This is a genomic window from Microbispora sp. NPDC088329, assembly GCF_040685655.1.
GTDB lineage: Bacteria > Actinomycetota > Actinomycetes > Streptosporangiales > Streptosporangiaceae > Microbispora.
This window is the reverse complement of record NZ_JBFBIP010000018.1, coordinates 144,307-165,538: the sequence shown is the minus strand read 5'-3', so window position 1 is coordinate 165,538 and position 21,232 is coordinate 144,307. Positions and strand designations below refer to the sequence as shown.

Below are 21,232 nucleotides of genomic sequence, written 5' to 3'. Positions count from 1 at the left end.
CGTCTACAGAGGCGCGGCGACCACGACGGCGATGTTCTGCCTGATGTCGCAGTTCCTCGCTCCGCGGCAGAAGCCGTCCGCCACGCTGGTCGCCCCGCCGGCCGTGCTGGCCGCCGTGTGCTGGTGACCGCGATTGCGGGTGGGGCTGTCGAGGTGGACGATGTTCCGGTTGCGGGTGCCGTTCCCGATGGCGCGCGGACCGTCCCCGTCCCCCCGTACGGCCCGCGCGTCCGCGCGGGCGGCGAGGAGGACCTGCGCGGCGGCGGAGACGGTGAGGGCGGCAGTGAGGGCGGAGGTCAGGGCGGCGGCGGACAGCCGGGCCCTCCGAGACGCACCGCTCCGAGACGCACCGCGTGAATGAAGCATCCGCCACCGCCTGTCGCCCATGGTTGCCGAATGCTGACACGCTAGCTGTCCGCGGTCGCCGCCCGGTGTTCCCCGGCGTGCGTGTCCCCGTTCCCGGCCGTTCGGGTGCCGTCAGCGTCCCGAGTTCCAGCGTCCCGAGTTCCAGGGTCCTGAGCTCACCGTCCTGAGTTCACCGTCCCGCTTGTCCTGGGGGAGCTCTGGTTGCGGCCCCGGAGATTCTGGGAGCCCCTGCACCCGGGCCGGTGCACGCAGTTGGCGGCCTGGGTGTTCACCGAGGCGTCCACGCCCGTGATGACCTGCTGGGTGCCCGCCGTGTTCCACTGACTGCCGACGAGCAGGGAGTTCAGGTTGTTCTGGCCGTTGTTCACCCGATATCTGGAGCTCACGCCGTTGCCGTCGCCACCGCCCCATCCCCGGCTCGTCGCCGCGCCCGCGCTCACGGGGGCGAGCGCGACCCCCGCGCTCGTGAGCGTCAGCGCGGTCACCGCCAGCAGTCGCGCCGCCGGGCCGACGAGGGCGTGAGGAGCCCAGTGACGAGCGCTGTGACGAGCGTGACGAGCCATGTTCTCGTGCGCCTTCCCCGATGTCCGTCATGGAGATCCGTTCGCGCGGACCTGCCGGGCATCTACCCTGGGTGGACGCGCCCGTCACGGCGGCTGGACGAGGATTAACCGACCTCTGGTGATATGCCGGTCTTTTTGGCGTCCCGCCGGATTCGCGCGCCCGGAGGGGTGATCATCTCGCTCTGCCGGTCCGATGCCCGTATGCGTTGCGTCACGTCGCAGAAGCGGGACCGCCGCCCGCAGATCGTGCTCTGCGCGTTGGCGACACCGCTGACGCCGACCGTCCTCTGCTGGATGCCCGTCCCGTTTCTCGCACTGCCCACCGTCAGCTGGCTGACGTTGCGTATCCCGTTGCCCATGCGGACGTCGGCGCCGGCGCCGTTGCGGTCGCCGTAGCCGGTCGCAGGGGTGACCGCCGCGCGCCCGGCGGCGGAGGGCGGCGACGTGACGAGTCCCGCCGTCACGATCGTGACCGCCACCAGGACGCGGGCGCGCATCAGCGGTTCACCGCGCGGCCGTCCGGGCGCGGATGTCCTGGGAGAGTGTGCAGAGCCGGGCGCGCGGCCTGCACAGACCGCCCTGCACGCTGCTCAGCCCGCCCACTCCCGTCGCTATCTGATGGAGGACGCCGCTCAGGCGCGTGCTGCCCATCACCACCATGGTGCGGTTGGCCGAGCCGTTGCCCGCGCGTACGGCCGAGCCGTTCCCGTTGCCGTCTCCGGCCGCCGCCGCATACGCGTTCCCCGATGCGAGGACCGGCACGACGGCGAGTGCGACGGCGAGCGCGACGGCGACCGGCGCGGGCCGTCGCGGCCGGCGGTCCAGGGATCGCGTGAGGGCGTGAATGATCGGCATGGTGGTTCGCAGGGCGGTCGGCAGGGTGATCGGCATCGACGTGCCTCTACCCCGGCGGCGGTCCCGCGTCCCGGCCCCGGCGGAAACCGGGCCGGATCATTCCCCGTCCGTCGAGCGGCCGCCCCCCGGGTGAAGGGGCGGCCGCTCACCGGTCATCGGCTGGTCACCTCGTACGTCCGCAGGTAGTCGAAGGTGGCCGTGGCGCCCGCCGTGTTCATCGAGATCAGGCCGATCCGCACCGGCCCGGTGCGCGGCAGCGACCAGGTGCCGCCCCAGATCCAGTGGGTGCCGTCGGTGCTCGACGCCATCCGGACGTCGTGCTCGCCGTTCTCCTCGTCGTAGTGGTAGAGCAGCCGCAGCCAGGTGGTCTCCGCGGCCGGGCCGCCGAACATCGGCGCGTTGGCGACGGCGGTCGGCGGGGTGGTGCCGGGCCGCGGGCCCTCCTTGCCGAACTCGGTCTGGTGCAGCACCGCGCCGCCGCCGTTGGCCAGCGGCAGGACCGTGTGCGTGAGCTTCAGCCACCGGTCGTCGTTCTCGTACAGCAGCAGACCGGCCTGCTGGTTGCCCTTCGTGCCGTTGAAGGTGAGCTTCGTCTCGACGGCGAAGTCACCCTGCGGCGCGTCGCGGAGCAGGATCGACGCGGTGTTGGTGCCTTGGAACAGCTCGGCGTTCTGCGTCGGCCAGACCAGGGAGCCGCCCGACAGGGCGGCCGAGGGGTTGCGGACCCTGGTCCAGCCGGTGGGCGTGCCCGTGCCGTCGAACTCGTCGGAGTAGGCCGGGAGCCGCTCGCCCAGGACGGGGTCGGGCACCCGCTCGGTGACCTGCTGGTAGAGCGGAGCGGCCCCGACGTTGTCGGCGTCGGCGGCGCCGCGCGCGACCACGCCGATGGCGCCGGACGTGGGGGCGCCCTCGGGCAACGTCATGACGACCTGCGCCAGCGGGTCGCCGAGCCGGTCGGCCGACACCGACACGGCCAGGGCGTTTCCGCGCCGCTCGGCGGCGACGTTGTGCCAGGAGCCGTAGCCGAACGAGGCGGGCAGGGGGCTGCTCGCCGTCGTCGTCCTCCCTCGCACCTTGGCCGTCACCACGAGCTCGCCGCGCTCGCGGTCGATCCAGGCGGTGACGTCCTTCGAACCGTTCTCGCGGGTCACGACGAGCCCGGCGGCGGCGCCGCCCTCGCGCAGCCGCAGGTCGGCCTCCACGCGTACGTCGCCCTGGATGCGGCCGTCGCTGAGCTCGCTGGTCGAGCCCTTGCCGGTGAGGTAGCCGAGCGAGTCGGGGTCGGAGGCGGGCTTCCACGGCCCGGTCCACCCGGCCGTGCCGTCGTTGAACGTGCTGCCCACGCTCCACGTGGTGACCGGCGCCGGCTGCTCGCCGGTGGACGGTCCGGCCCCGGCCCGTACGACCGGCCAGCCGTCGATCCAGTCGAGCCGGTCGATCATCAGCGGCCGGCGGGCCAGATTGCTGATCGTCGTGCCCCAGGTCGTCGTGACCCGCCCGAACTCGGGAGCCGACGACGGGATCGCGTGGTAGACGAGCCAGTCCTGCCCGCTGAGGTCGGTCTGGACGGCGTTGTGGCCCGGGCCGACCCAGCCGTTGCCGTTGGCCGCGAGGACGATGCCGTCCTTGCTGGTCAGGTCCATCAGGTTGACGCCGGTCGGGGTGGTGAACGGCCCGAGCGGGCTGTCGGACCGGCCGACCTTGACGGTGTAGCCGCTGAACGCGCCGTCGCAGCATCCGGCGTCGGAGTAGAACAGGTAATACTTGCCGTCGCGCCGGACGACGAAGCCGCCCTCCATGCGGCGCCCGTGGGCGATCCGCGTGACCTCGCCGGTGACCGCGGTCGCCTCGGCGTTCATCCGCGCCACGCAGATCGTGTCGTAGCTGCCCCAGTAAAGGTAGTTGTCGCCGTTCACGTCGGTGTAGACGGCCTGGTCGATGTCGTTGGTCGGGCAGCCGCTGCCGCCCGCCGGGACGATCCGGCCGCGATCGGTCCACGGCCCGGTCGGGTGCGGGCTGGTCGCGAGCCCGACACCGCTCGTGGACAGCGAGTACGTCAGGTGGTAGGCCCCGTTGACGTACCGGATGTCCGGCGCCCAGGGACGGGTGCCGTTCGGCCACCACGAGGGGTGGTCGTCCCCGGTGTAGACGTCCCCGGCGTACGTCCAGTGGACCATGTCGGCCGACTTGAGCATCGGCAGGATGTGCTCGTTCTTGCCGTCGATCGGGTTCGTGGTGCCGTAGGCGTACCAGAGGCCGTCCTTGCCCCGGATCATCGCGGGATCGGGGAAGGTCTGCACGGCGTCGCCGCTCACGGGGTTGGAGTAGGTGGCGTGGGTGGGTCCGGGCGGCGCCTGCGCGGTCGATGCCCGCGTTGTCGATGCCTGGGCGGGCAGCGTCGCCGGGACCACGGTGGACGCGAGGAGTAAGGCTCCGATCACCAGTTGTCTCACGGCGAGCACCGTAGACAGGTGAAATTTTTCCGTCGAGACGCCGTCAGAATCCCGTGTCCCACCTGTCACAGAGAGCACCGGCGGATGCGGCAGGATGCCGGGGAGCTTGTCGCGGGGGTGTCCATGCTGGTCAGAGGTTTCTTCAGGATCCCGGACGAATTTATCGATTCTTTTTGCCGGATGGTTGACGTAAAAAACAGAAGAACCTTAGGTTGCCAGCGTGTCAACGACCCCCAACGGCGTGCACGCCCTCGTGCGCCGCTCTCATGAGGAGCGGGTGTTGCGCGTGCTTCGCCAGAACGGCGCGCAGAGCCGCAACGAGATCGCGGCCCGGGTCGGCCTGTCACGCACCACGGTCTCCGAGATCACCAGCGATCTCCTCAACCGCGGCGCCATCCGCGTCGTCGACACCGACGCCGTGGAGCGGGTGGGCAGCGGCCGGCCGGCCGAGCGGCTCGCGCTGGACCCCGCCTCCGGGCAGTACATGGGCGTCGACTTCGGTCACCGCCGGGTGAACGTCCTGGTGGCGGACGCCGCGCACGAGATCATCGCGTCCGGGACGGCCCGTTACGAGGAGTCGGCGCAGTGGCCCGAGCGTCTCGACGCCGGGCTCGCCCTGATCGACCGGCTGAGCGCGGAGACGGGAGTCCACTACGGCGCGCTCCAGGCCATCGGGATCGGCGTGCCGGGGTGGGGCGACCGCTCCCGCGCCGACGGCGTCGCGGACGTGTTCGCCCAGCGCTTCCACGCGGCGGTGACCGTGGACAACAACGTACGCTTCGCCGGGCTGGCCGAGGCGCTGCACGCCCAGTCGGACTCCGTACGCGACCTCATCTACCTGCGCCTGTCCGACGGGGTGGGCGGCGGGCTGGTGGTGGGCGGCCAGCTGGTGCGCGGCTCGCGGGGCTTCGCGGGCGAGCTCGGTCACGTGACCGCCGTCACCGGCGGCGCGCAGTGCCGCTGCGGCAAGCGCGGCTGCGTCGAGACCGTGGCGTCGGTCCCGGCGATCCTCGGGCGGTGCCGGGAGCACGGCGTGCCCATGGACACGCTGGACGACCTGAAGGCCGCGGTGGACATCGCCCACCCGGTCGTCGACCAGGTGCTCCGCGAGGCCGGCACGGCGGTCGGCCGGGTGCTCGGCACGGCGGTCATGACCCTCAACCCGGACGAGATCGTGCTCGGCGGCGAGATCATCCAGATCGCTCCGGCCCTGCTGCGGCAGGTCGCGGACACGGTCACCTACGAGCTGTCGTGGTGGACCGACGCGGCGCCCGTGATCCGCCCCGCCCTGCTCTCGGACGACGGCGGCGCGCGTGGGGCCATCGCGGCCCTGTTCCACGAGTCCCCCCTGCTCGCCGGATACGAAGCGAACGTCACGACGGACGGAGGCCGATAGTGGCCGTGACCACCGCGGGCGCCACGAGGGACGGCAACGCCCCCGCCCGGCCGCGCAAGAACCGGACCTTCCTGGTCCTCAACATCATCTCGATCGTGGCCGGAATCGCGATCTGGTGGGGGCTGTCCCTGGCGGGGCTCCAGTTCCCCACCCCTGCCGAGGTCGTGTCGGCCGCCTGGAAGATGCTCCAGGACGGCACGCTCGCCACCGACGTCGGCGCCTCACTCGGGCGCGTGCTGGCCGGGTTCGCCCTCGGCTCGATCGCGGCGGTGATCGTCGGCTTCGTCATGGGGTGGTACACCGTGGCCCGCGGCCTGTTCGAGCCGTGGATCCAGTTCTTCCGCACGATCCCGCCGCTGGCGATGCTGCCCCTGGTGCTCGTCCTGATGGGCATCGGGGAGAGCCCGAAGATCTTCGTCATCTTCCTGGCGGCGTTCCTGTCCTGCGTCATCTCCACCTACCAGGGCGTGGTGAACGTGGACAGGACGCTGATCAACGCCGCGCGGGTGCTCGGCGCCGGCGACGGGACCATCTTCGGCCGCGTCGTGGTGCCGGCCTCCACACCGTTCATCCTCGTCGGCATGCGGGTCGGGCTCGGCTCGGCCTGGGGCACGCTGGTGGCCGCGGAGCTCCTGGCCGCGCAGGCGGGGCTCGGCCACCGGATGCAGAGCGCGCAGCTCTACTACGACCTTCCGACGATCTTCGTCGGCATCATCGCGATCGGGGTCCTCGGCCTGATCATGGACCGGCTGCTCATGATCGCCGGCAACAAGCTGACGGCCTGGCAGGAGAACCGATGAGCACTCCCGAGATCACACCCAAGATCTCCGTACGCGATGTCGAGAAGGTCTTCCCCGTAGGGAAGGAGCCGTTCGTCGCGCTCGGCGGCGTCTCGCTGGACATCGCCGACAACGAGTTCGTGACCGTCGTCGGCCCCTCCGGCTGCGGCAAGAGCACGCTGCTCAACATCCTCGCAGGGCTGGAGCAGCCCACCGGCGGCACCGCGCTGGTGGACGGCGGGCCGGTCACCGGCCCCGGCCCCGAGCGCGGCGTCATCTTCCAGCAGTACGCGTTGTTCCCCTGGCTGACCGTCCGGGAGAACGTCGAGTTCGGCATGCGCACCGCGAAGGTCCCCAAGGGGGAGCGGCGGGAGCGGGCCGAGCACTTCATCCGCCTGGTCGGCCTGGAGCAGTTCGCCGACGCGCTGCCCAAGACGCTGTCGGGCGGCATGAAGCAGCGGTGCGCCATCGCCCGCGCGTACGCGGTGAACCCGTCGATCCTGCTCATGGACGAGCCCTTCGGCGCCCTGGACGCGCTGACCCGGGTGCGGCTGCAGGAGCAGCTCCTGGAGACCTGGAGCAAGGAGCGGCGGACGGTCATGTTCATCACCCACGACGTCGACGAGGCGGTGTTCCTCGCCAACAGGGTGGTCGTCATGGCCGCCCGGCCGGGTCGCATCGCCGAGGTCATCGAGGTCGACCTCCCCTATCCGCGGGACGAGGACATGCGGCTGAGCCCCGAGTTCGGGGCGCTGCGCAACCGCGTCTGGCATGCGGTGTACCACCAGCGGCAGATCAAGGAGCCCGCGCAATGAAGAAGACATTCCTGGCCACCGCGGCGGTCGTCGTGGCACTGTTGGCGGCCGCCTGCGGGTCGGACGACTCCGGCGACTCGAGCGCCTCGGGCGGCGGCACCACCCACGTGGACTTCGGCTACATCGCCGACTTCAACGGCGCGAGCCTGCTCGCCGTGGCCGACAAGCAGGGCCTGTGGAAGAAGCACGGCCTCGACGCCAAGGTCAGCGTGTTCACCAACGGCCCGCTGCAGATCCAGGCGCTGGGCACCGGCGACCTCGACTTCGGCTACATCGGTCCCGGCGCCATGTGGCTGCCCGCCTCCGGCAAGGCCAAGGTCGTCGCGCTGAACACGCTCGGCAACGCCGACCGCGTCATCGCCCAGGCCGGCATCACCTCGATCGAGGGCCTGAAGGGCAAGACGATCGGGGTGCCCGAGGGCACCTCCGGCGACATGATCCTCACGCTCGCGCTGAAGAAGGCCGGGCTGACCAAGGACGACGTGAAGATCGTCCCGATGGACGCGTCCACGATCGTGTCGGCGTTCACCTCCAAGCAGATCGACGCGGCCGGCTTCTGGTACCCGGCGATCTCCACGATCAAGAAGACCGTTCCCGACCTGGTCGAGCTGGCCAAGAACGAGGACTTCGCCGACACCGTGTCGTTCCCGACCGCCTTCGTCGCCGGCAACGATGTCGTCGCCAAGGAGAAGGACAAGACCGAGAAGGTCATCGGCGTGCTGCGCGACGCCATCCAGTACCGCAGCGAGCACCTCGACGAGACCGTGGCCGCGACCGCCGAGATGCTCAAGCTGCCGGCCGACCAGGTCAAGGCCGACGCCGCCAACTCCAAGGTGCTGTCGCTCGCGGAGCTGGACGGCTACAGCAAGGACGGGACCATCGAGAAGTGGCTGAGCGGCATGGGTGACTACTTCGTCGGCGCGGGCAAGCTGCCCTCGGCCGTGGACCCGAAGACGTACTACACCGGCGACCTGTTCACGGGCGCGGCCAAGTGACGAGCCCAGTGACCAGCCCGTTGAACGTTCTGTTCCTGATGACCGACCAGCATCGGGCCGACACCCTGGGGGCGTACGGCAACCGGCTGGCCGCCACTCCGGTGCTGGACGAGCTGGCCAGGACCGGGACGCGGTTCGACCGCTGGTACACGCCCACCGCGATCTGCACCCCGGCGCGGGCGAGCCTGCTCACCGGGCAGGCGCCGTTCCGGCACAAGCTGCTCGCCAACCACGAGAGGAACGTCGGCTACATCGAGGACCTGCCCGACGACCAGTGGGCCTTCTCCACGGCCCTGCGGAACGCCGGATACAACTGCGGGCTCATCGGCAAGTGGCACGTCGGGCACCACCGGCGGGCGGCCGACTTCGGGTTCGACGGGCCGGACCTGCCGGGGTGGCACAACCCCGTCGACCACCCCGACTACCTCGACTATCTCAAGGCGAACGACCTGCCGCCGTACGAGATCCACGACCGCATCCGCGGGACGCTGCCGAACGGCGGGCCGGGCAACCTGCTCGCCGCGCGGCTGCGCCAGCCGGTAGAGGCGACGTTCGAGCACTACCTGGCGACCCGGGCGATCGAGATGCTGGAGCGGTACGCCGCCGACCCGAAGCCGTTCTTCCTGCAGCTCAACTTCTTCGGCCCGCACCTGCCGTACATCGTGCCGGACGAGTATTTCGACATGTTCGACCCCGAGCTGGTCGAGCTGCCCAAGTCGATCGCGGAGACCTTCGCCGGCAAGCCGCCGGTGCAGGCCAACTACAGCGCGCACTGGACGTTCGACACCATGCCGCTGGAGGTGACGCGCAAGCTCATCGCGGTCTACTGGGGTTACGTCGCGCTCATCGACATGGAGATCGGGCGGGTCATGGACGCCATGCGGCGCCTCGGCCTGAACGACGAGACGGCGGTGTTCTTCACCTGCGACCACGGTGAGTTCACCGGCGCCCACCGGCTGCACGACAAGGGCCCGGCGATGTACGAGGACATCTACCGCACGCCCGGTTTGCTGCGCATCCCCGGTCAGGAGCCGGGTGTCGTCCGGACGGAGTTCGTCAGCCTGCTGGACTGCACGGCGACGATCCTGGACCTGGCCGGGATCGACCCCGCCCCCGCGGTCGACTCGCGCAGCCTCGTGCCGCTCGCCTCCACCCACGAGGTGCCGTGGGAGCAGGACATCGTCTGCGAGTTCCACGGGCACCACTTCCCGTACCCGCAGCGGATGATCCGGACCGACCGCTACAAGCTGGTCGTCAACCCCGACTCGACCAACGAGCTGTACGACCTGTTCACCGACCCGGACGAACTGCTCAACGTCTACAACCACCCCGAGATGGCGGAGGTGCGCGGACGGCTGATGCGGCGGCTCTACCAGGTGCTGCGCGACCGGGGCGACAACTTCTACCACTGGATGACCTCGATGTACGACGTGGGCGAGGTGTCGTACGACCCCACGCTGAGCGGGCTGGACGAGGCGACGTACCGATGAGCCGGCGTCCGAACATCGTCATGATCCTGACCGACGACCACGCGTCGCACGCGGTCGGCGCGTACGGCTCGGTCGTCAACCGGACGCCGCGGATCGACGAGATCGCGGACCTCGGCGTCCGGTTCGACAACTGCTTCGCGACGAACGCGTTGTGCTCGCCGAGCCGGGCCAGCATCCTGACCGGGACGTATTCGCACGTCAACGGGGTCTCGACGCTGGTCACGCCGATCGACGCGACGCAGCCGACGTTCGTGAGCCAGTTGAAGGCGGCCGGGTATCGCACGGCGATCGTCGGCAAGTGGCACATGGGGGACGGCCCGGGGCACAACCCTCAGGGGTTCGACTACTGGGACGTGCTGATCGAGCAGGGGGAGTACTTCGACCCGTCGTTCCTGTCGGAGGAGGGCCTGCGGACCGTTCCCGGCTACGCCACCGACCTCATCACGGACATGGCGCTGAGATGGGCCGACTCGCTCGACGGCGACGACCCCTACTGTCTGCTGATCTATCACAAGGCGCCGCACCGCCCGTGGGAGCCGGACGACAAGCACGCGGGGATGTACACCGACCCCATCCCTGTTCCGTCCACGTTCGACGACGACTACGCGACGCGCTCGTCGTCGGCACGCCGGGCCGCCATGCGGATCGCCGAGCACCTGAACGCCGAGGATCTCAAGCAGGACCCGCCCGAGGGGCTGTCGTACGAGGAACTGGCGCTGTGGAAGTACCAGCGCTACATGGAGGACTACCTGGCCGTCGTCGCGTCGGTGGACGACAACGTCGGCCGGGTGGTCGACTGGCTGCGCGAACGCGGCGACTTCGACGACACGCTGCTGATGTACTGCTCCGACCAGGGCTTCTTCCTCGGCGACCACGGCTGGTTCGACAAGCGGTTCATGTACGAGGAGTCGCTGCGGATGCCGCTCGTGCTGAGCTATCCGCGGCGGATCCCGGCCGGTCAGGTGCACGGCGGGATCGTCACGAACGTCGACTTCGCGCAGACCGTGCTGGACGCGGCCGGGGTGGCGCACCACCCCCGGATGCAGGGCCGCAGCTTCCTCGCCGACCTGACCGGCGAGCCCGGCCCGCCTCCCGCGGAGGGCATGTACTACCGCTACTGGGAGCACGACGACGTCTTCCACAAGGCGCCTGCCCACTACGGCTACCGGACCGATCGCTACAAGATCATTTACTTCTACAACGACGGCATGGGCATCCCCGGCACGGGCGCGTTCACCTACCCCGGGGAGTGGGAGCTGTACGACCTGGAGGCCGACCCGGAGGAGTTGCGCAACGTCTACGACGACCCGGCCTACCGGGAGATCCGCGAGGAGATGAAGGTCCGCATGTGGCACGCGCAGGCGGCCCTCGGCGACGAGCCGCATCCCAGCCAGCCGGTGCCGGAAGGAGTTTGATGTCCTGCTGCACCCCCGCCACGCCGGGGCAGCCGCTGGAGCCGGTCCGTTTCACGGCGCACGGGCTCCACGGGATCGAGCAGGTGCGCCTGCCCGGCGGCGAGTTCCGCATGGGCGACGCCACCGGCGACGGCAACCCCGGCGACGGCGAGGGGCCCGTGCACGCGGTCACCGTGGCGCCGTTCTCGATCGACGCCACGACCGTGACGGTCGCGGACTTCGCGGCCTTCGCCGAGGCGACCGGCTACCGCACCGAGGCCGAGGAGTACGGCTTCTCCGCTGTCTTCCACCTCGCGATGCGCGCCCACCCCGGCGACCTGATGGGTCCGGTGCCCGGCACCCCCTGGTGGGTCGGAGTGCGCGGGGCCGACTGGCGGCACCCCGCCGGGCGGCTGTCGGAGGCGGAACCCGACCACCCGGTGGTCCACGTGAGCTGGAACGACGCGATGGCCTACTGCTCCTGGGCGGGCAGGCGGCTGCCGACCGAGGCCGAGTGGGAGTACTCCTCCCGTGGCGGCCTCGACGGCGCCCGTTATCCCTGGGGCGACGACCTGCCTCAAGGAGATTGGCAGGTCAACATCTGGCAGGGCGTCTTCCCCACGGAGAACACCCTGGACGACGGTTATCTCACGACCGCCCCGGTCCGGACGTACGAGCCCAACGCGTACGGGCTGTGGCAGACGGTGGGGAACGTCTGGGAGTGGTGCGCGGACTGGTACGCGCCCGACTACTACGTCTACTCGCCGGAGGACAACCCGCGCGGCCCGCTGCGCGGCAGTGCCCGGGTGCTGCGCGGCGGCTCGTTCCTGTGCCACGACTCCTACTGCAACCGCTACCGCAACTCGGCGCGCTCGTCGAACACCCCCGACTCCTCCATGGCCAACGCCGGATTCCGCACCGTCGCGCTGTGAGCACGTCGTCAGCCCGTCTCCTGAAGGGTGGGCGTACGGAGCAGTTTCTCCAGCTTCGAGAAGTCGACGGTCGACAAGATTTTCAGGTAGGACGGGCGGTGCTTGTCGGTCATGTCGTCCACGAAGAAGACGACCTTCAGGTCGGGGACATACCAGATCTCCGACGTGACCGTCCGGTAGCGGCAGGAGTATTTCCAGCGGACGTGTGAGGCGCGGTGCCCGCCCACGATGACGCTGTCGTGCAGCAGGAGCTTGGGCCCCGGGCGCGTCATCTCGTCGTAGCGCCACGCGTCCTTCGGGGGTTCGAAGGCGTAACTCACCAGGCCGCACACGGCACCGCTCTGCTCGGCCGCGAAGGACGTGCTGGTCAGGTCGTAATCCCTGCCCCGTGCGAAATCGATGCCGCCGAGACAGTCGGACCGGGAGGTGCCGATCGTGAAGGGCGGAAGGAGGCAGTATCGGTCCGCGCTTCCCGTCGCCTCCCAGCCGGGGGGAAGGTTCGCCGCGATGCCGCGATCGCTGACGAAGCGGACGTACGCCGGCTTGGGCTTGGGCTTCGGTTTCGGTTTCGGTGAACGGCTGGGGCTGGAGGACGGCGACGGGCTCGGGCTGGGCGACGCACTCGGCGAGGGGCTCGGCGACGGGCTCGCGCTCGGCGAGGGGCTCGGGGCCGGGTCCGAAGCGGGCGGCGATGAGAGCGCGAAGGAAACGTCCGCCTGCGTGACGGCCGATGTGACAGCCGATGTGACGGCCGGGGCCGAGACGGGGGCGATTCGAGCCGTGGCACCCGTGTCCGTACCGTCGCCCAGCCGCTGTGAGGTGGTGGCGACGGCGACCCCCAGGCCTGCCAGGACGACGGCGGCGGTGAGTCCCGCGACGAGAAGCCGGCGCCGAGGCGGACGCCGCTCGGCGGGAGCAGGCCATGCCCGCTCGGCCTCGATCTTCGCTTCCCACGTACGCTCCAGGAGCCTGGTGAGCTCGATCGTCGCCTGGCCGGGCTCCTGGGACGCCATGACGCCCGAGAGCACCTCCTCGGCCGAGGGCCTCTGGTGCGGGTCCTTCCGCAGGGCGGCGTCGACGAGCCCGCGGAGCGTGCCGGGCACGGCTGCCGTGTCGACCGGCTCGCTCAGGGTGCGCAGCGCGAGGACCTCGGGACGCCCGGGCCCGAACGCGGGCCTGCCCGAGGCGGCGTAGGCGACGAGCAGGCCCCACCCGTACACGTCGACGGCCGCGGTGATCGGACCGTCGTGATACTCCTCCGGGCTGATCCATCCGGGAGAGCCGATCACCATGCCCGAGCGGGTGATGGCGGTCGCGTCCAGCGCTCGTGCGATGCCGAAATCGACGACGCGGGGTCCCACGGGAGACATCAGCACATTGGTGGGCTTGAGGTCCCGGTGGATGACCTCCGCCGCGTGGATCGCCACCAGGGCCTCGGCCAGCCCGGCGGCCAGGCTGCGCAGTTCCTCCTCCCGCAGCGGGCCGCGCAGGGAGACGAGCTCGTCCAGCGTCGGTCCGGACACGTACTCCGTGGCCAGCCACGGCAGGGGCGCGTCCGGGTCGGCCGCCAGAACCCTGGCCGTACACAGCCCACGGACGCGGCTGACGATGCCGATCTCCCTGGCGAACCGGGTGCGGAACTCGGCGTCGTGCGCGTACGCCGCGTGGATCAGCTTGACGGCGGCCTGAGTGCCGTGCCGATCCACGCCCGCGTAGACGACGCCCATGCCACCGGCGCCGAGCCTGCCGACGATCCGGTAGGGGCCGATGTCCTCGGGATCGCCGCTGATCGCCGTCTTCACCCGGGTGAAGGTTTCCCCGGGCATGTCGTTCGGGTCCTTCATCCGTCAGGGAGAGACCGTGCGGATGCGGAGGATTCTGGCGAGTGCGATCGCGGCGATCGCGTAGAGCACGAGGCCGGCGTACTGGCCGAAGGCGTAGAGACCGCCGGCGGGCAGCAGTTGCACCTGCAGTTGCTCGATTCCGAGGATCTTCAACGCGTTCTTGAGGAAGAGCATGACGCTCAGTGCCAGGCCGGCCTCAAGCCCTCCCGTGAACACCACGAGCGCGCAGCCCGTGAGAGCGAAGACGACACTGGTGAGCAGATCCCGCGGGCCGTACTGGCCGCCGGCCAGCGCGCCGTCCGCGATGACGGAGACCGCGGTGGCCAGCGCGACTCCCGGCCAGAGGCTGCCCGTTCTGACGCCGGGGGCCTGCAGCACCAGGCCCCACATCATGTACGGCCACCAGGCCATGGCGGGGACGGTCAGGACGATGATGATCAAAGTGGGATACATGGTGGTCGTGGACAGGCCTTCGGCCCAGTAGTAGAAGGGCCGCTGCGTCGAACCGTCGAGCTGTCCGAGCAGGAAGCTGAGCATGTCCCCGGCGAAGACCGCAGCGGCCGCCATGCAGGCGCACCATCCCAGCCAGCGGTGGCGGATGGTGCCCTCCACGGAGGTGAGGGTCGAGAGGGGGCGGGACTGGAACACGACCAGGACGGCCCAGACGCATCCGAGGACGGCGATGTTCGGGAAGACGGAGCCGAGCAGGTCCCACTGGCCGTCGGACACCTTCCGGGACGGGTCCTCCTCACCGAATCCCGCGCTCACCGCCACGGCCCTCACCAGCATCCGGACGATGCCTGCGACGGCGGCGACGAGCACGGCGCCGACGACGAGCGAGGCGACGACGCGGGGCAGCCGGTGGGGGGACGTCCGGCCCAGGAGGTGGAACCTCAGGCCGGGCGGAATCGGCCCCCTGACCCAGGCGGCCATCGGAGGCCGAGCGACCTGCCGGGGCGCCGGGACCAAAGGAGGAACCGGGGCCAAGGGAGGAACCAGAGCCAAGGGAGGAGCCGGGAGCGTTTCAGCCGGTTCGACGGCCGGTGCGGGAGGCGTGGTTGTTCCGCCGGTCCGCTGCCACCAGTTCCAGTAGGGCGGGGCCGCGGGCCAGTCCGGCTCGGGCCCGGCCCAGCCCTCGTCGGGCACCCAGCCGTCGGGGGGCGCCGGCCATCCCGGCGGTGAGTTGAACGTCCAGTCGGGACCGGGGCGTGGGGGGATGTTCACCATCGATCTTTCTTGCCTGTCGGCCTCCGGGCCGCGCTCAGCTCAGGAACGGAATGGCCAGGGGATACACGTACGGCTCGCCGCGATTGGCGGCCGTCGCGGCGATGATTCTGAGAACGACCGTCGTGACGCACACGGCCAGCGTGAGCGGCACGGCGAGCGGTGCGGCCACGGCGAACAGCACGAGCAGGACCAGCACGGCCAGCAACTCGGTGAAGGCGAAGTTCAGCGCCTGCCGGGCGTGCCGGCGCACGAAGGGATCGCCCGCGCTTCGCCCGTTGTGGATGACCAGAGGGGGGATCCACAGCAGCAGCGAGGTGATCCCGCAGGTGAGCAGACCACCCAGATCCATGAGAAGAGCGCCCAGATGCGCCCACATCGCGGTGCGCCGCGGATCGGGCAGCGGTGGAGCGGTCCAATACGAGGGAGCGGAGACGTGCTGCGATGCCGGGCCGACGTACGGCGGGGGGCCGGGGATCGGCGGCGTCTGCCGGGCGAGCGGGTCCTGCACGGGCAGGTCCTTCATCGGCGTGGTCCTGACCCACCAGGACCAGTAGGGAGGGGCGGCGGGCCAGTCAGGCTCGGGGCCGCTCCATGCCTCCGTCGGCGACCAGTCCGCGGGCGGGGTCGGCCATCCCGGAGGGGGGTTGAAGGACCAGTCGCCGGGCGGACGTGGGGGGATGCGCAACGCTGTCCTGCCGATCTGGTTTATGTCGCTTGGTGCTCGCCAATTATGCACCGACCGATACTGGTTGTCATGATCCCTGGAATCCTGTCTCGGTGGTTATGTCACCTGAGGGACTGTAAGTAGGTATACGCGCCGAGTTGTTGGGCGCGAATGACACCGGCATCCGGGACATCGTGAACCTTTCAGCGTGGTCCCGGAGGTTCGGCAGGTCGGGTCCGGCTTCCCTTCCGTGGCTCTGGCCGGGCGGAATCGACGATGCGACAGTGCGGGTGCCGCTCACCGCTGTGGGCGACTACCCCGGGAGGATCGCATGCGTACGGTACGGGCTCTCCTCGTCTCCGCCGCCCTGGCCGCCGGCCTGGTGTCCGTCGGCACCGCTCCGGCGCACGCCGACAGCATCCGTTACGCCTACTACTACCAGGCCGACTGCTACAACGGCGGCAACCTGGGCATCCAGTGGGGCTGGTGGACGTCCTTCCGCTGCGAATGGGGCACCGGCGGGGGCAACTTCTGGTTCCTCTACGCCTGACGCCAGGACGCTCCGCACTGCAAAGGTGGCCGCGGGGATTGATAGCTACACCTATGATAGGTGCAGCTATCAATTGCTACGGGGGGGCAGCCGTTGCTGGAGAAGCCGGAGCTCCTGTTCGGCCGCAACACGGAGTGGGAGAACCTCGCCGACTTCGTCGCGTCCCCCATGGCAGGGGCGACACTCGGGCTGGTCTACGGCCGCCGCCGTCAGGGCAAGACCCTCATGCTCGAATGCTGGCCCGGCAGACCGGGGGGTTCCTGTTCGGGGCGACGCAGCAGACCGAGGCGCAGAACCTCGCCGACCTGGGGGCGGCCTATGCCGCTCATCGTGGCCTGCGTCAGCCCGTCGCCTTCCGTGATTGGCGCGAGGCACTTGACGAGCTGCTCCGGCTCGGAGAGGACCGGGCCGCCCCGCTGATCGTCGACGAGTTTCCTTATCTCGTCTCGGCGACGCCCGCGCTGCCCTCCTATCTTCAGCAGGCGCTCAGCCCTTTGAGCCATGCGAAGCAGCACACCCGTACGCGCATGATCTTGTGCGGCAGTGCCTTGACGATCATGGCACAGCTGCTCGCAGGCGGCGCGCCCCTACGCGGACGGGCAAGCATGGAGCTGGTGGTGCGCCCCTTCGGATTCCGCGAGGCCGCGGCCTTCTGGGGCGTGGACCACGATCCGGAGCTGGCGTTCCGGCTGCACGCACTGGTGGGAGGCACCCCCGCCTACCTGGAGATGAGCGGGGGATCGGGGCCCGCCGGAGTCGCGGACTTCGACCGCTGGGTTCAGCGGCGCCTGCTGAACCCGGCCTCCGCGATGTTCCGCGAAGGTGTCCTGCTGCTCCGGGAGGAGCCCTCGATCGCGGATCCGACCCCGTACTCGGCCACGTTGAGCGCGATCAGCGCCGGCAACCATCGCCGGTCGGAGATAGCGGCGGTGCTGGGGCGCCCCAGCAGCGCCCTCGCTCATCTGCTGGCCGGCTTGCAGGACATCGGACTGGTCGAACAGATCGACGACGCGCTGAGGGGCAAGCGCAGCGTCTTCCGGATCACCGAGCCCGTCGTACGCCTGCATCAGCTCGTCGTTCAGCGCCACGAGGCCGAATTGGTCGCGGGCCGTGCCGAACGTGTCTGGGAGAACAACGCGGACACCGTAGCGTCCAAGATTTACGGCGCGCACTTCGAGGATCTCGCGCGGCAGTGGTGCTTCGAGCACGCCTCATCCGACACTCTCGGCGGAGTGGCGAGCGCGGTGCGCCCGACGGAACTTCCTTGCCGGCAGCACCGCCGGGGGCACGAGCTCGATGTCGTCGTCACGGAGTCCACCTCGTTCGCCGCCGACCGGATCACCGCGATCGGCGAGGCCAAGAGCACCGAGGCGCCTGTCGACGTCCCTCAGTTGGAGCGCCTGGAACACCTGCGCGAACTGCTGCCCGGCGGCAAGATCGGCGCTCTGCCCAAGCTGCTGCTGTTCGCCCGATCCGGGTTCTCGCCCGCGCTGGTCCGCCTCACCGAAAGACGGCCCGATGTCGAGCTCGTCGACATGGGCCGTCTGTACGGCGGAGCGTGAGGCAGTTCCTTCTTGGTCCCGGCCTACTTGCCGAATCCGGCGGTCAGGCCGCTGAGCAGCTGACGGCGGCCGACCGCGTAAAGGATCAGCATCGGCAGGATGGTCAGCACGACGGAGGCCAGCACGGCGGGCACGTTCACGCCGTACGGCCCGCCCTGGAACGCCGCGAGCGCCAGCGGCAGGGTGCGCTTGTCGGGGCTCTGGGTGAGGATCAGCGGCAGCAGGAAGCCGTTCCAGACCTGCAGCGCGTTGTAGATCGACACCGTGACCACGGCCGGTCGCGTGAGCGGGAAGGCAAGACCCCACAGGGTCTTCCACTCGGTCGCGCCGTCGAGCCGCATCGACTCGAACAGCTCCTTCGGCACGTCCCTGATGAAGTTGGACAGCACCAGCACCGACAGCGGGATCGCGAAGGCGACCGACGGCACGACCAGTCCCGTCAGCGAGTCGTAGAGGTGCAGCTTGATGATCAGCAGGTAGACCGGGATGACCGTCGCCTGCAGCGGGATGGCCAGGCCCATGAGGAACAGCGAGTTCACTCCGCGCAGGAAGCGGTTGGCGCCGGCGCTCCGGACGATCGCGTACGCCGCCATGAACGAGAACAGCACCGACGGGATCACCGTGCCGATGGCGACGAGGATGCTGTTCAGGAAGTACAGCGGGAAGTCCATCTCGATCACGAGCCGGTAGTTGTCCAGCGTCGGATCGGCGGGCGGCGCCAGCGGGTTGGTGGCGTAGTAGTTGGACTGCGTCTTGAGGCTGGTGATCACGATCCAGTAGATCGGGACGATCACGACGGCCAGCCACAGCCAGCTCACCAGCCCGCCCAGCCAGTTGGGGCGCTGCCGGCTCTTCGCCGGCCGACGTCCGTGCGCCCCGGACGCGGCGGTGCGCGCCCTCGAGGTGTGGGTCGCGGTCACGGTCAGGCCCCTTCCAACTGACTGGCGTTGGGGTCGCGGCCGCCCAGCCGGCGCAGCAGCAGCGCCAGGACGAGGCCCACGAGAACGAGGATGACACCGATCACGCAGGCCGCTCCCATGAGGTTGGCCTGGAAGCCGCGCTTGTACATGTCCAGCGCGAGCGCGCGGGTGGCGTCACCGGGACCGCCCTCGGTCAGCACGAAGATCAGGTCGAAGAAGGTCAGGGAGCCGACGACCATCAGGGTGGACGACGTGATGATGGTGTACTTGAGCTGGGGCAGCGTGATGCTGAAGAACATCCGGACCCGTCCCGCGCCGTCCAGCTCCGCGGCCTCGTAGAGCGACCGCGGGATCTGCCGCACACCGCCCTGGTAGAGCAGCGAGTGGAACGGGATGTACTGCCACGACACCACGAAGATCACGACGCCGAAGGCGAGGCCGGGCTCGCCGAGCCAGTCCTGGACGAGGAAGTCGAGGCCCAGCCCCGCGCCGAGCCCGAAGTTCGGGTCGAGCAGCGCCTTGAAGGTGATCGCGATGGCCGCCGAGCTGAGCAGCAGCGGGATGAAGTACAGCACCGCGAGCAGTTCCCGGTAGCGCTGGCGGCCCGCCAGGAACACGCCGATCAGGATGCTGGCCGGGGTCTGGAAGGCCCAGGAGAGCAGCATGATGAGGAACGTGATCCACAGGGCGTGGGGCAGGCCGGGGTCGGTGAGCACGGCCCGCCAGCTGTCGAGCCCGGTCAGCTGGATCTCGCCCAGCGTGTCCCAGGACGTGAAACTGAGCAGCAGGACCCCGATCAGCGGGATCAGTGCGAAGGCCGTGAAGGCTATCAGGGCGGGCAGGGCCAGCCACGGCAGGACGCCGCCGCCGCGCGCCCTGGGCGCGACGGCGGACGACGTCCTTCGAGCGGAGATAGCAGACATGCTTACTTACCGATGACCGCGTTCATGTTCGTCGCGAACTCCTGCGGCGAGATCGACAGCTGGAACAGCTTGGCGATGTTGTCCAGCAGCTTCTCGGCCGCGGTGGGGCTGAGCGCCTGGTCCCACGACTGGGCGAACACCTTGGCGTTGCTGGCGACGCCGTAGATGAAGTTCAGGAACTCGGCGTCCTTGGAGCCGGCGAACAGCTTGTCGGAGCCCTTGACGATCGGCACACCACCGGTGCCGACCCACTGCTTCTGCTCCTCGTCGTCGAGCACGCCGGTCGCGAAGAACTTCTTGGCGATCTCCTTCTGCTCGGGCGTCGCCTTCGAGGAGATCGACAGGTACTGGCCGGGGTTGCCGACGGTGTTGGTCGGGTCGCCCTTGCCGCCGTCGACCCCCGGGAAGTTCATCCAGCCGAGGTTGCCGCTGGAGACGATGTCGCCGCCCTGCTCCTGCTGGATGCCGTACGACCAGCTGCCGTGCAGCATCATCGCGGCCTTGCCGGTGTACAGCAGCGCCTGGTCGGCGTTGGAGTCGGCGGTGACCGAGGAGAAGCCCCTGATGAAGGCGTTGGCCTTGATGAGCTCCTGCATCTTGGTCAGGGCCTCGATGGAGGCGGGGTTGTTCCAGGCGTCCTTCTCGCCGTCGAAGACGGCCTGGAACACCTCGGGGCCGCCGATGCGGTCGAAGAGGAACTCCAGCCACATCATGTTCGTCCAGCGGGACTGACCGGCCAGCGAGAAGGGCGCGATCCCCGCCGCGTTGAACTTCTTCACGAGGTCGAGGATGTCGCCGTATGACTGCGGCGGCTGCGCGCCGACCTTCTCGAAGACCTTCTTGTTGTAGAACAGCACGATCGGCTGCACGGTCTCGCACGGCATCGCGTAGATCTTGCCGTCGATCGTCGCGGCGCCGAAGGCGCCGGGGAACAGCCGGTCCTTCACGGCGGCGTTCTCGCCGAACCACGAGGTGAGGTCCTCGACCTGGCCGGCCTGCACGTAGCTGCGCAGACCGCCGCCGCCCCAGCCCCAGATGATGGTGGGTGCCTGGTTCGCGCCGATCGCCGTCTTGATCTTCGTCTTGTACGCGTCGTTCTGGATCGTGGTGATAGCGATCTGGCCGTTGGGGTTGGCCTTGTTGAACCGGTCGACGGCCGCGGTGCGGGGCGCCTCACCGGGAGGACCCTGGAGGAACCAGTAGGTGGCCTTGCCCCCGCCGCCGCCGTTACCCCCGGCGGCGCCGCCGCCGGAGCCTCCGCCCGACGGGGCCGGGCCGTCCGTGCCGCAGGCCGCTAAGGCCGCGCCGAGAGGAAGTCCCATGGAAAGACTGAGGAATGTGCGGCGGGATGATTTGCTGGACTCCACGCTGATCTCCGTACGTCGAACGCCGAGGCAGGCTGCGGCTTATTGATGACATTCGGACGCGGCGGGGGCGACGTGGATCGGCACCCCGGTGCCACTGTCCACTCCTTCTTTAGGTCAGCTCGCTCGAAACATTTCGA

At 69.7% G+C, this 21,232-nt stretch carries 20 protein-coding genes; 9 read left to right on the top strand and 11 right to left on the bottom strand.

Annotation, left to right across the window (positions count from 1 at the left end):
• Positions 1-3: 3 nt before the first annotated feature.
• The 5 genes from AB0O28_RS28985 to AB0O28_RS28965 all read right to left on the bottom strand — a co-directional run bounded on the left by AB0O28_RS28985 (position 4) and on the right by AB0O28_RS28965 (position 4,237).
• Complete coding sequence (locus AB0O28_RS28985) at positions 4-366, bottom strand: hypothetical protein (RefSeq protein WP_363645576.1); 363 nt, start codon at positions 364-366, stop codon at positions 4-6.
• A 155-nt stretch (positions 367-521) separates the two neighbouring features.
• On the bottom strand, positions 522-929 hold the full coding sequence (locus tag AB0O28_RS28980; protein WP_363645574.1) for a hypothetical protein: 408 nt from the start codon (positions 927-929) through the stop codon (positions 522-524).
• A 104-nt stretch (positions 930-1,033) separates the two neighbouring features.
• Positions 1,034-1,426, bottom strand: coding sequence for a hypothetical protein (locus AB0O28_RS28975; protein WP_363645572.1), 393 nt, complete (start codon positions 1,424-1,426; stop codon positions 1,034-1,036).
• Positions 1,427-1,433: 7 nt separating this feature from the next.
• Positions 1,434-1,820, bottom strand: coding sequence for a hypothetical protein (locus AB0O28_RS28970; RefSeq protein WP_363645570.1), 387 nt, complete (start codon positions 1,818-1,820; stop codon positions 1,434-1,436).
• A 116-nt stretch (positions 1,821-1,936) separates the two neighbouring features.
• Complete coding sequence (locus AB0O28_RS28965; RefSeq protein ID WP_363645568.1) at positions 1,937-4,237, bottom strand: family 43 glycosylhydrolase; 2,301 nt, start codon at positions 4,235-4,237, stop codon at positions 1,937-1,939.
• A 220-nt stretch (positions 4,238-4,457) separates the two neighbouring features.
• Here AB0O28_RS28965 and AB0O28_RS28960 point away from each other — a divergent pair, with 220 nt between their 5' ends.
• The 7 genes from AB0O28_RS28960 to AB0O28_RS28930 are packed head-to-tail and all read left to right on the top strand — an operon-like array spanning position 4,458 to position 12,038.
• Positions 4,458-5,633, top strand: a complete 1,176-nt coding sequence (locus AB0O28_RS28960; RefSeq protein ID WP_363645566.1) for an ROK family transcriptional regulator — start codon at positions 4,458-4,460, stop codon at positions 5,631-5,633.
• Positions 5,633-6,433 (top strand): ABC transporter permease, encoded by an 801-nt coding sequence (locus AB0O28_RS28955; protein WP_363645564.1) that lies wholly within the window; start codon positions 5,633-5,635, stop codon positions 6,431-6,433. Before AB0O28_RS28960 ends, AB0O28_RS28955 begins: the two co-directional genes overlap by 1 nt.
• Positions 6,430-7,227, top strand: coding sequence for an ABC transporter ATP-binding protein (locus tag AB0O28_RS28950; protein WP_363645562.1), 798 nt, complete (start codon positions 6,430-6,432; stop codon positions 7,225-7,227). The genes AB0O28_RS28955 and AB0O28_RS28950 overlap by 4 nt, the downstream gene beginning before the upstream one ends.
• Positions 7,224-8,222, top strand: a complete 999-nt coding sequence (locus AB0O28_RS28945) for an aliphatic sulfonate ABC transporter substrate-binding protein (RefSeq protein WP_363645560.1) — start codon at positions 7,224-7,226, stop codon at positions 8,220-8,222. The genes AB0O28_RS28950 and AB0O28_RS28945 overlap by 4 nt, the downstream gene beginning before the upstream one ends.
• 8 nt (positions 8,223-8,230) lie before the next feature.
• Positions 8,231-9,712, top strand: a complete 1,482-nt coding sequence (locus AB0O28_RS28940; RefSeq protein ID WP_363645558.1) for a sulfatase-like hydrolase/transferase — start codon at positions 8,231-8,233, stop codon at positions 9,710-9,712.
• Entirely contained in the window at positions 9,709-11,127 is a 1,419-nt protein-coding gene (locus AB0O28_RS28935; RefSeq protein ID WP_363645556.1) for a sulfatase, read from the top strand. Before AB0O28_RS28940 ends, AB0O28_RS28935 begins: the two co-directional genes overlap by 4 nt.
• Positions 11,127-12,038: a formylglycine-generating enzyme family protein gene (locus AB0O28_RS28930; RefSeq protein ID WP_363645554.1), complete on the top strand. Its 912-nt coding sequence runs from the start codon at positions 11,127-11,129 to the stop codon at positions 12,036-12,038. Before AB0O28_RS28935 ends, AB0O28_RS28930 begins: the two co-directional genes overlap by 1 nt.
• Positions 12,039-12,046: 8 nt before the next feature.
• Here the strand turns inward: AB0O28_RS28930 and AB0O28_RS28925 are convergent, their stop codons facing one another.
• The 3 genes from AB0O28_RS28925 to AB0O28_RS28915 all read right to left on the bottom strand — a co-directional run bounded on the left by AB0O28_RS28925 (position 12,047) and on the right by AB0O28_RS28915 (position 15,632).
• A complete protein-coding gene (locus AB0O28_RS28925; protein ID WP_363645552.1) occupies positions 12,047-13,864 on the bottom strand; it encodes a serine/threonine-protein kinase in 1,818 nt (605 codons plus the stop codon).
• Positions 13,865-13,885: 21 nt separating this feature from the next.
• Positions 13,886-14,815 (bottom strand): hypothetical protein, encoded by a 930-nt coding sequence (locus AB0O28_RS28920; protein ID WP_363645550.1) that lies wholly within the window; start codon positions 14,813-14,815, stop codon positions 13,886-13,888.
• A 328-nt stretch (positions 14,816-15,143) separates the two neighbouring features.
• Entirely contained in the window at positions 15,144-15,632 is a 489-nt protein-coding gene (locus AB0O28_RS28915) for a DUF4870 domain-containing protein (RefSeq protein ID WP_363645548.1), read from the bottom strand.
• A 472-nt stretch (positions 15,633-16,104) separates the two neighbouring features.
• Here AB0O28_RS28915 and AB0O28_RS28910 point away from each other — a divergent pair, with 472 nt between their 5' ends.
• Positions 16,105-16,323 (top strand): hypothetical protein, encoded by a 219-nt coding sequence (locus tag AB0O28_RS28910; protein WP_363645546.1) that lies wholly within the window; start codon positions 16,105-16,107, stop codon positions 16,321-16,323.
• Between the two features lie 233 nt (positions 16,324-16,556).
• Positions 16,557-17,885, top strand: a complete 1,329-nt coding sequence (locus AB0O28_RS28905; protein ID WP_363645544.1) for an ATP-binding protein — start codon at positions 16,557-16,559, stop codon at positions 17,883-17,885.
• A gap of 23 nt (positions 17,886-17,908) precedes the next feature.
• On the opposite strand, the gene AB0O28_RS28900 is transcribed toward AB0O28_RS28905, so the two are convergent.
• From AB0O28_RS28900 to AB0O28_RS28890, 3 genes are all read right to left on the bottom strand, one after another.
• Entirely contained in the window at positions 17,909-18,715 is an 807-nt protein-coding gene (locus AB0O28_RS28900; RefSeq protein ID WP_363645622.1) for a carbohydrate ABC transporter permease, read from the bottom strand.
• A 92-nt stretch (positions 18,716-18,807) separates the two neighbouring features.
• The gene (locus AB0O28_RS28895) at positions 18,808-19,728 is read right to left on the bottom strand and encodes a sugar ABC transporter permease (protein WP_363645542.1); all 921 of its coding nucleotides are present in this window, start codon (positions 19,726-19,728) and stop codon (positions 18,808-18,810) included.
• A 2-nt stretch (positions 19,729-19,730) separates the two neighbouring features.
• Positions 19,731-21,050 carry an extracellular solute-binding protein gene (locus tag AB0O28_RS28890; RefSeq protein WP_363645540.1) on the bottom strand — a complete coding sequence of 440 codons (1,320 nt, stop codon included), beginning with the start codon at positions 21,048-21,050 and terminating at the stop codon, positions 19,731-19,733.
• Positions 21,051-21,232: the final 182 nt, after the last annotated feature.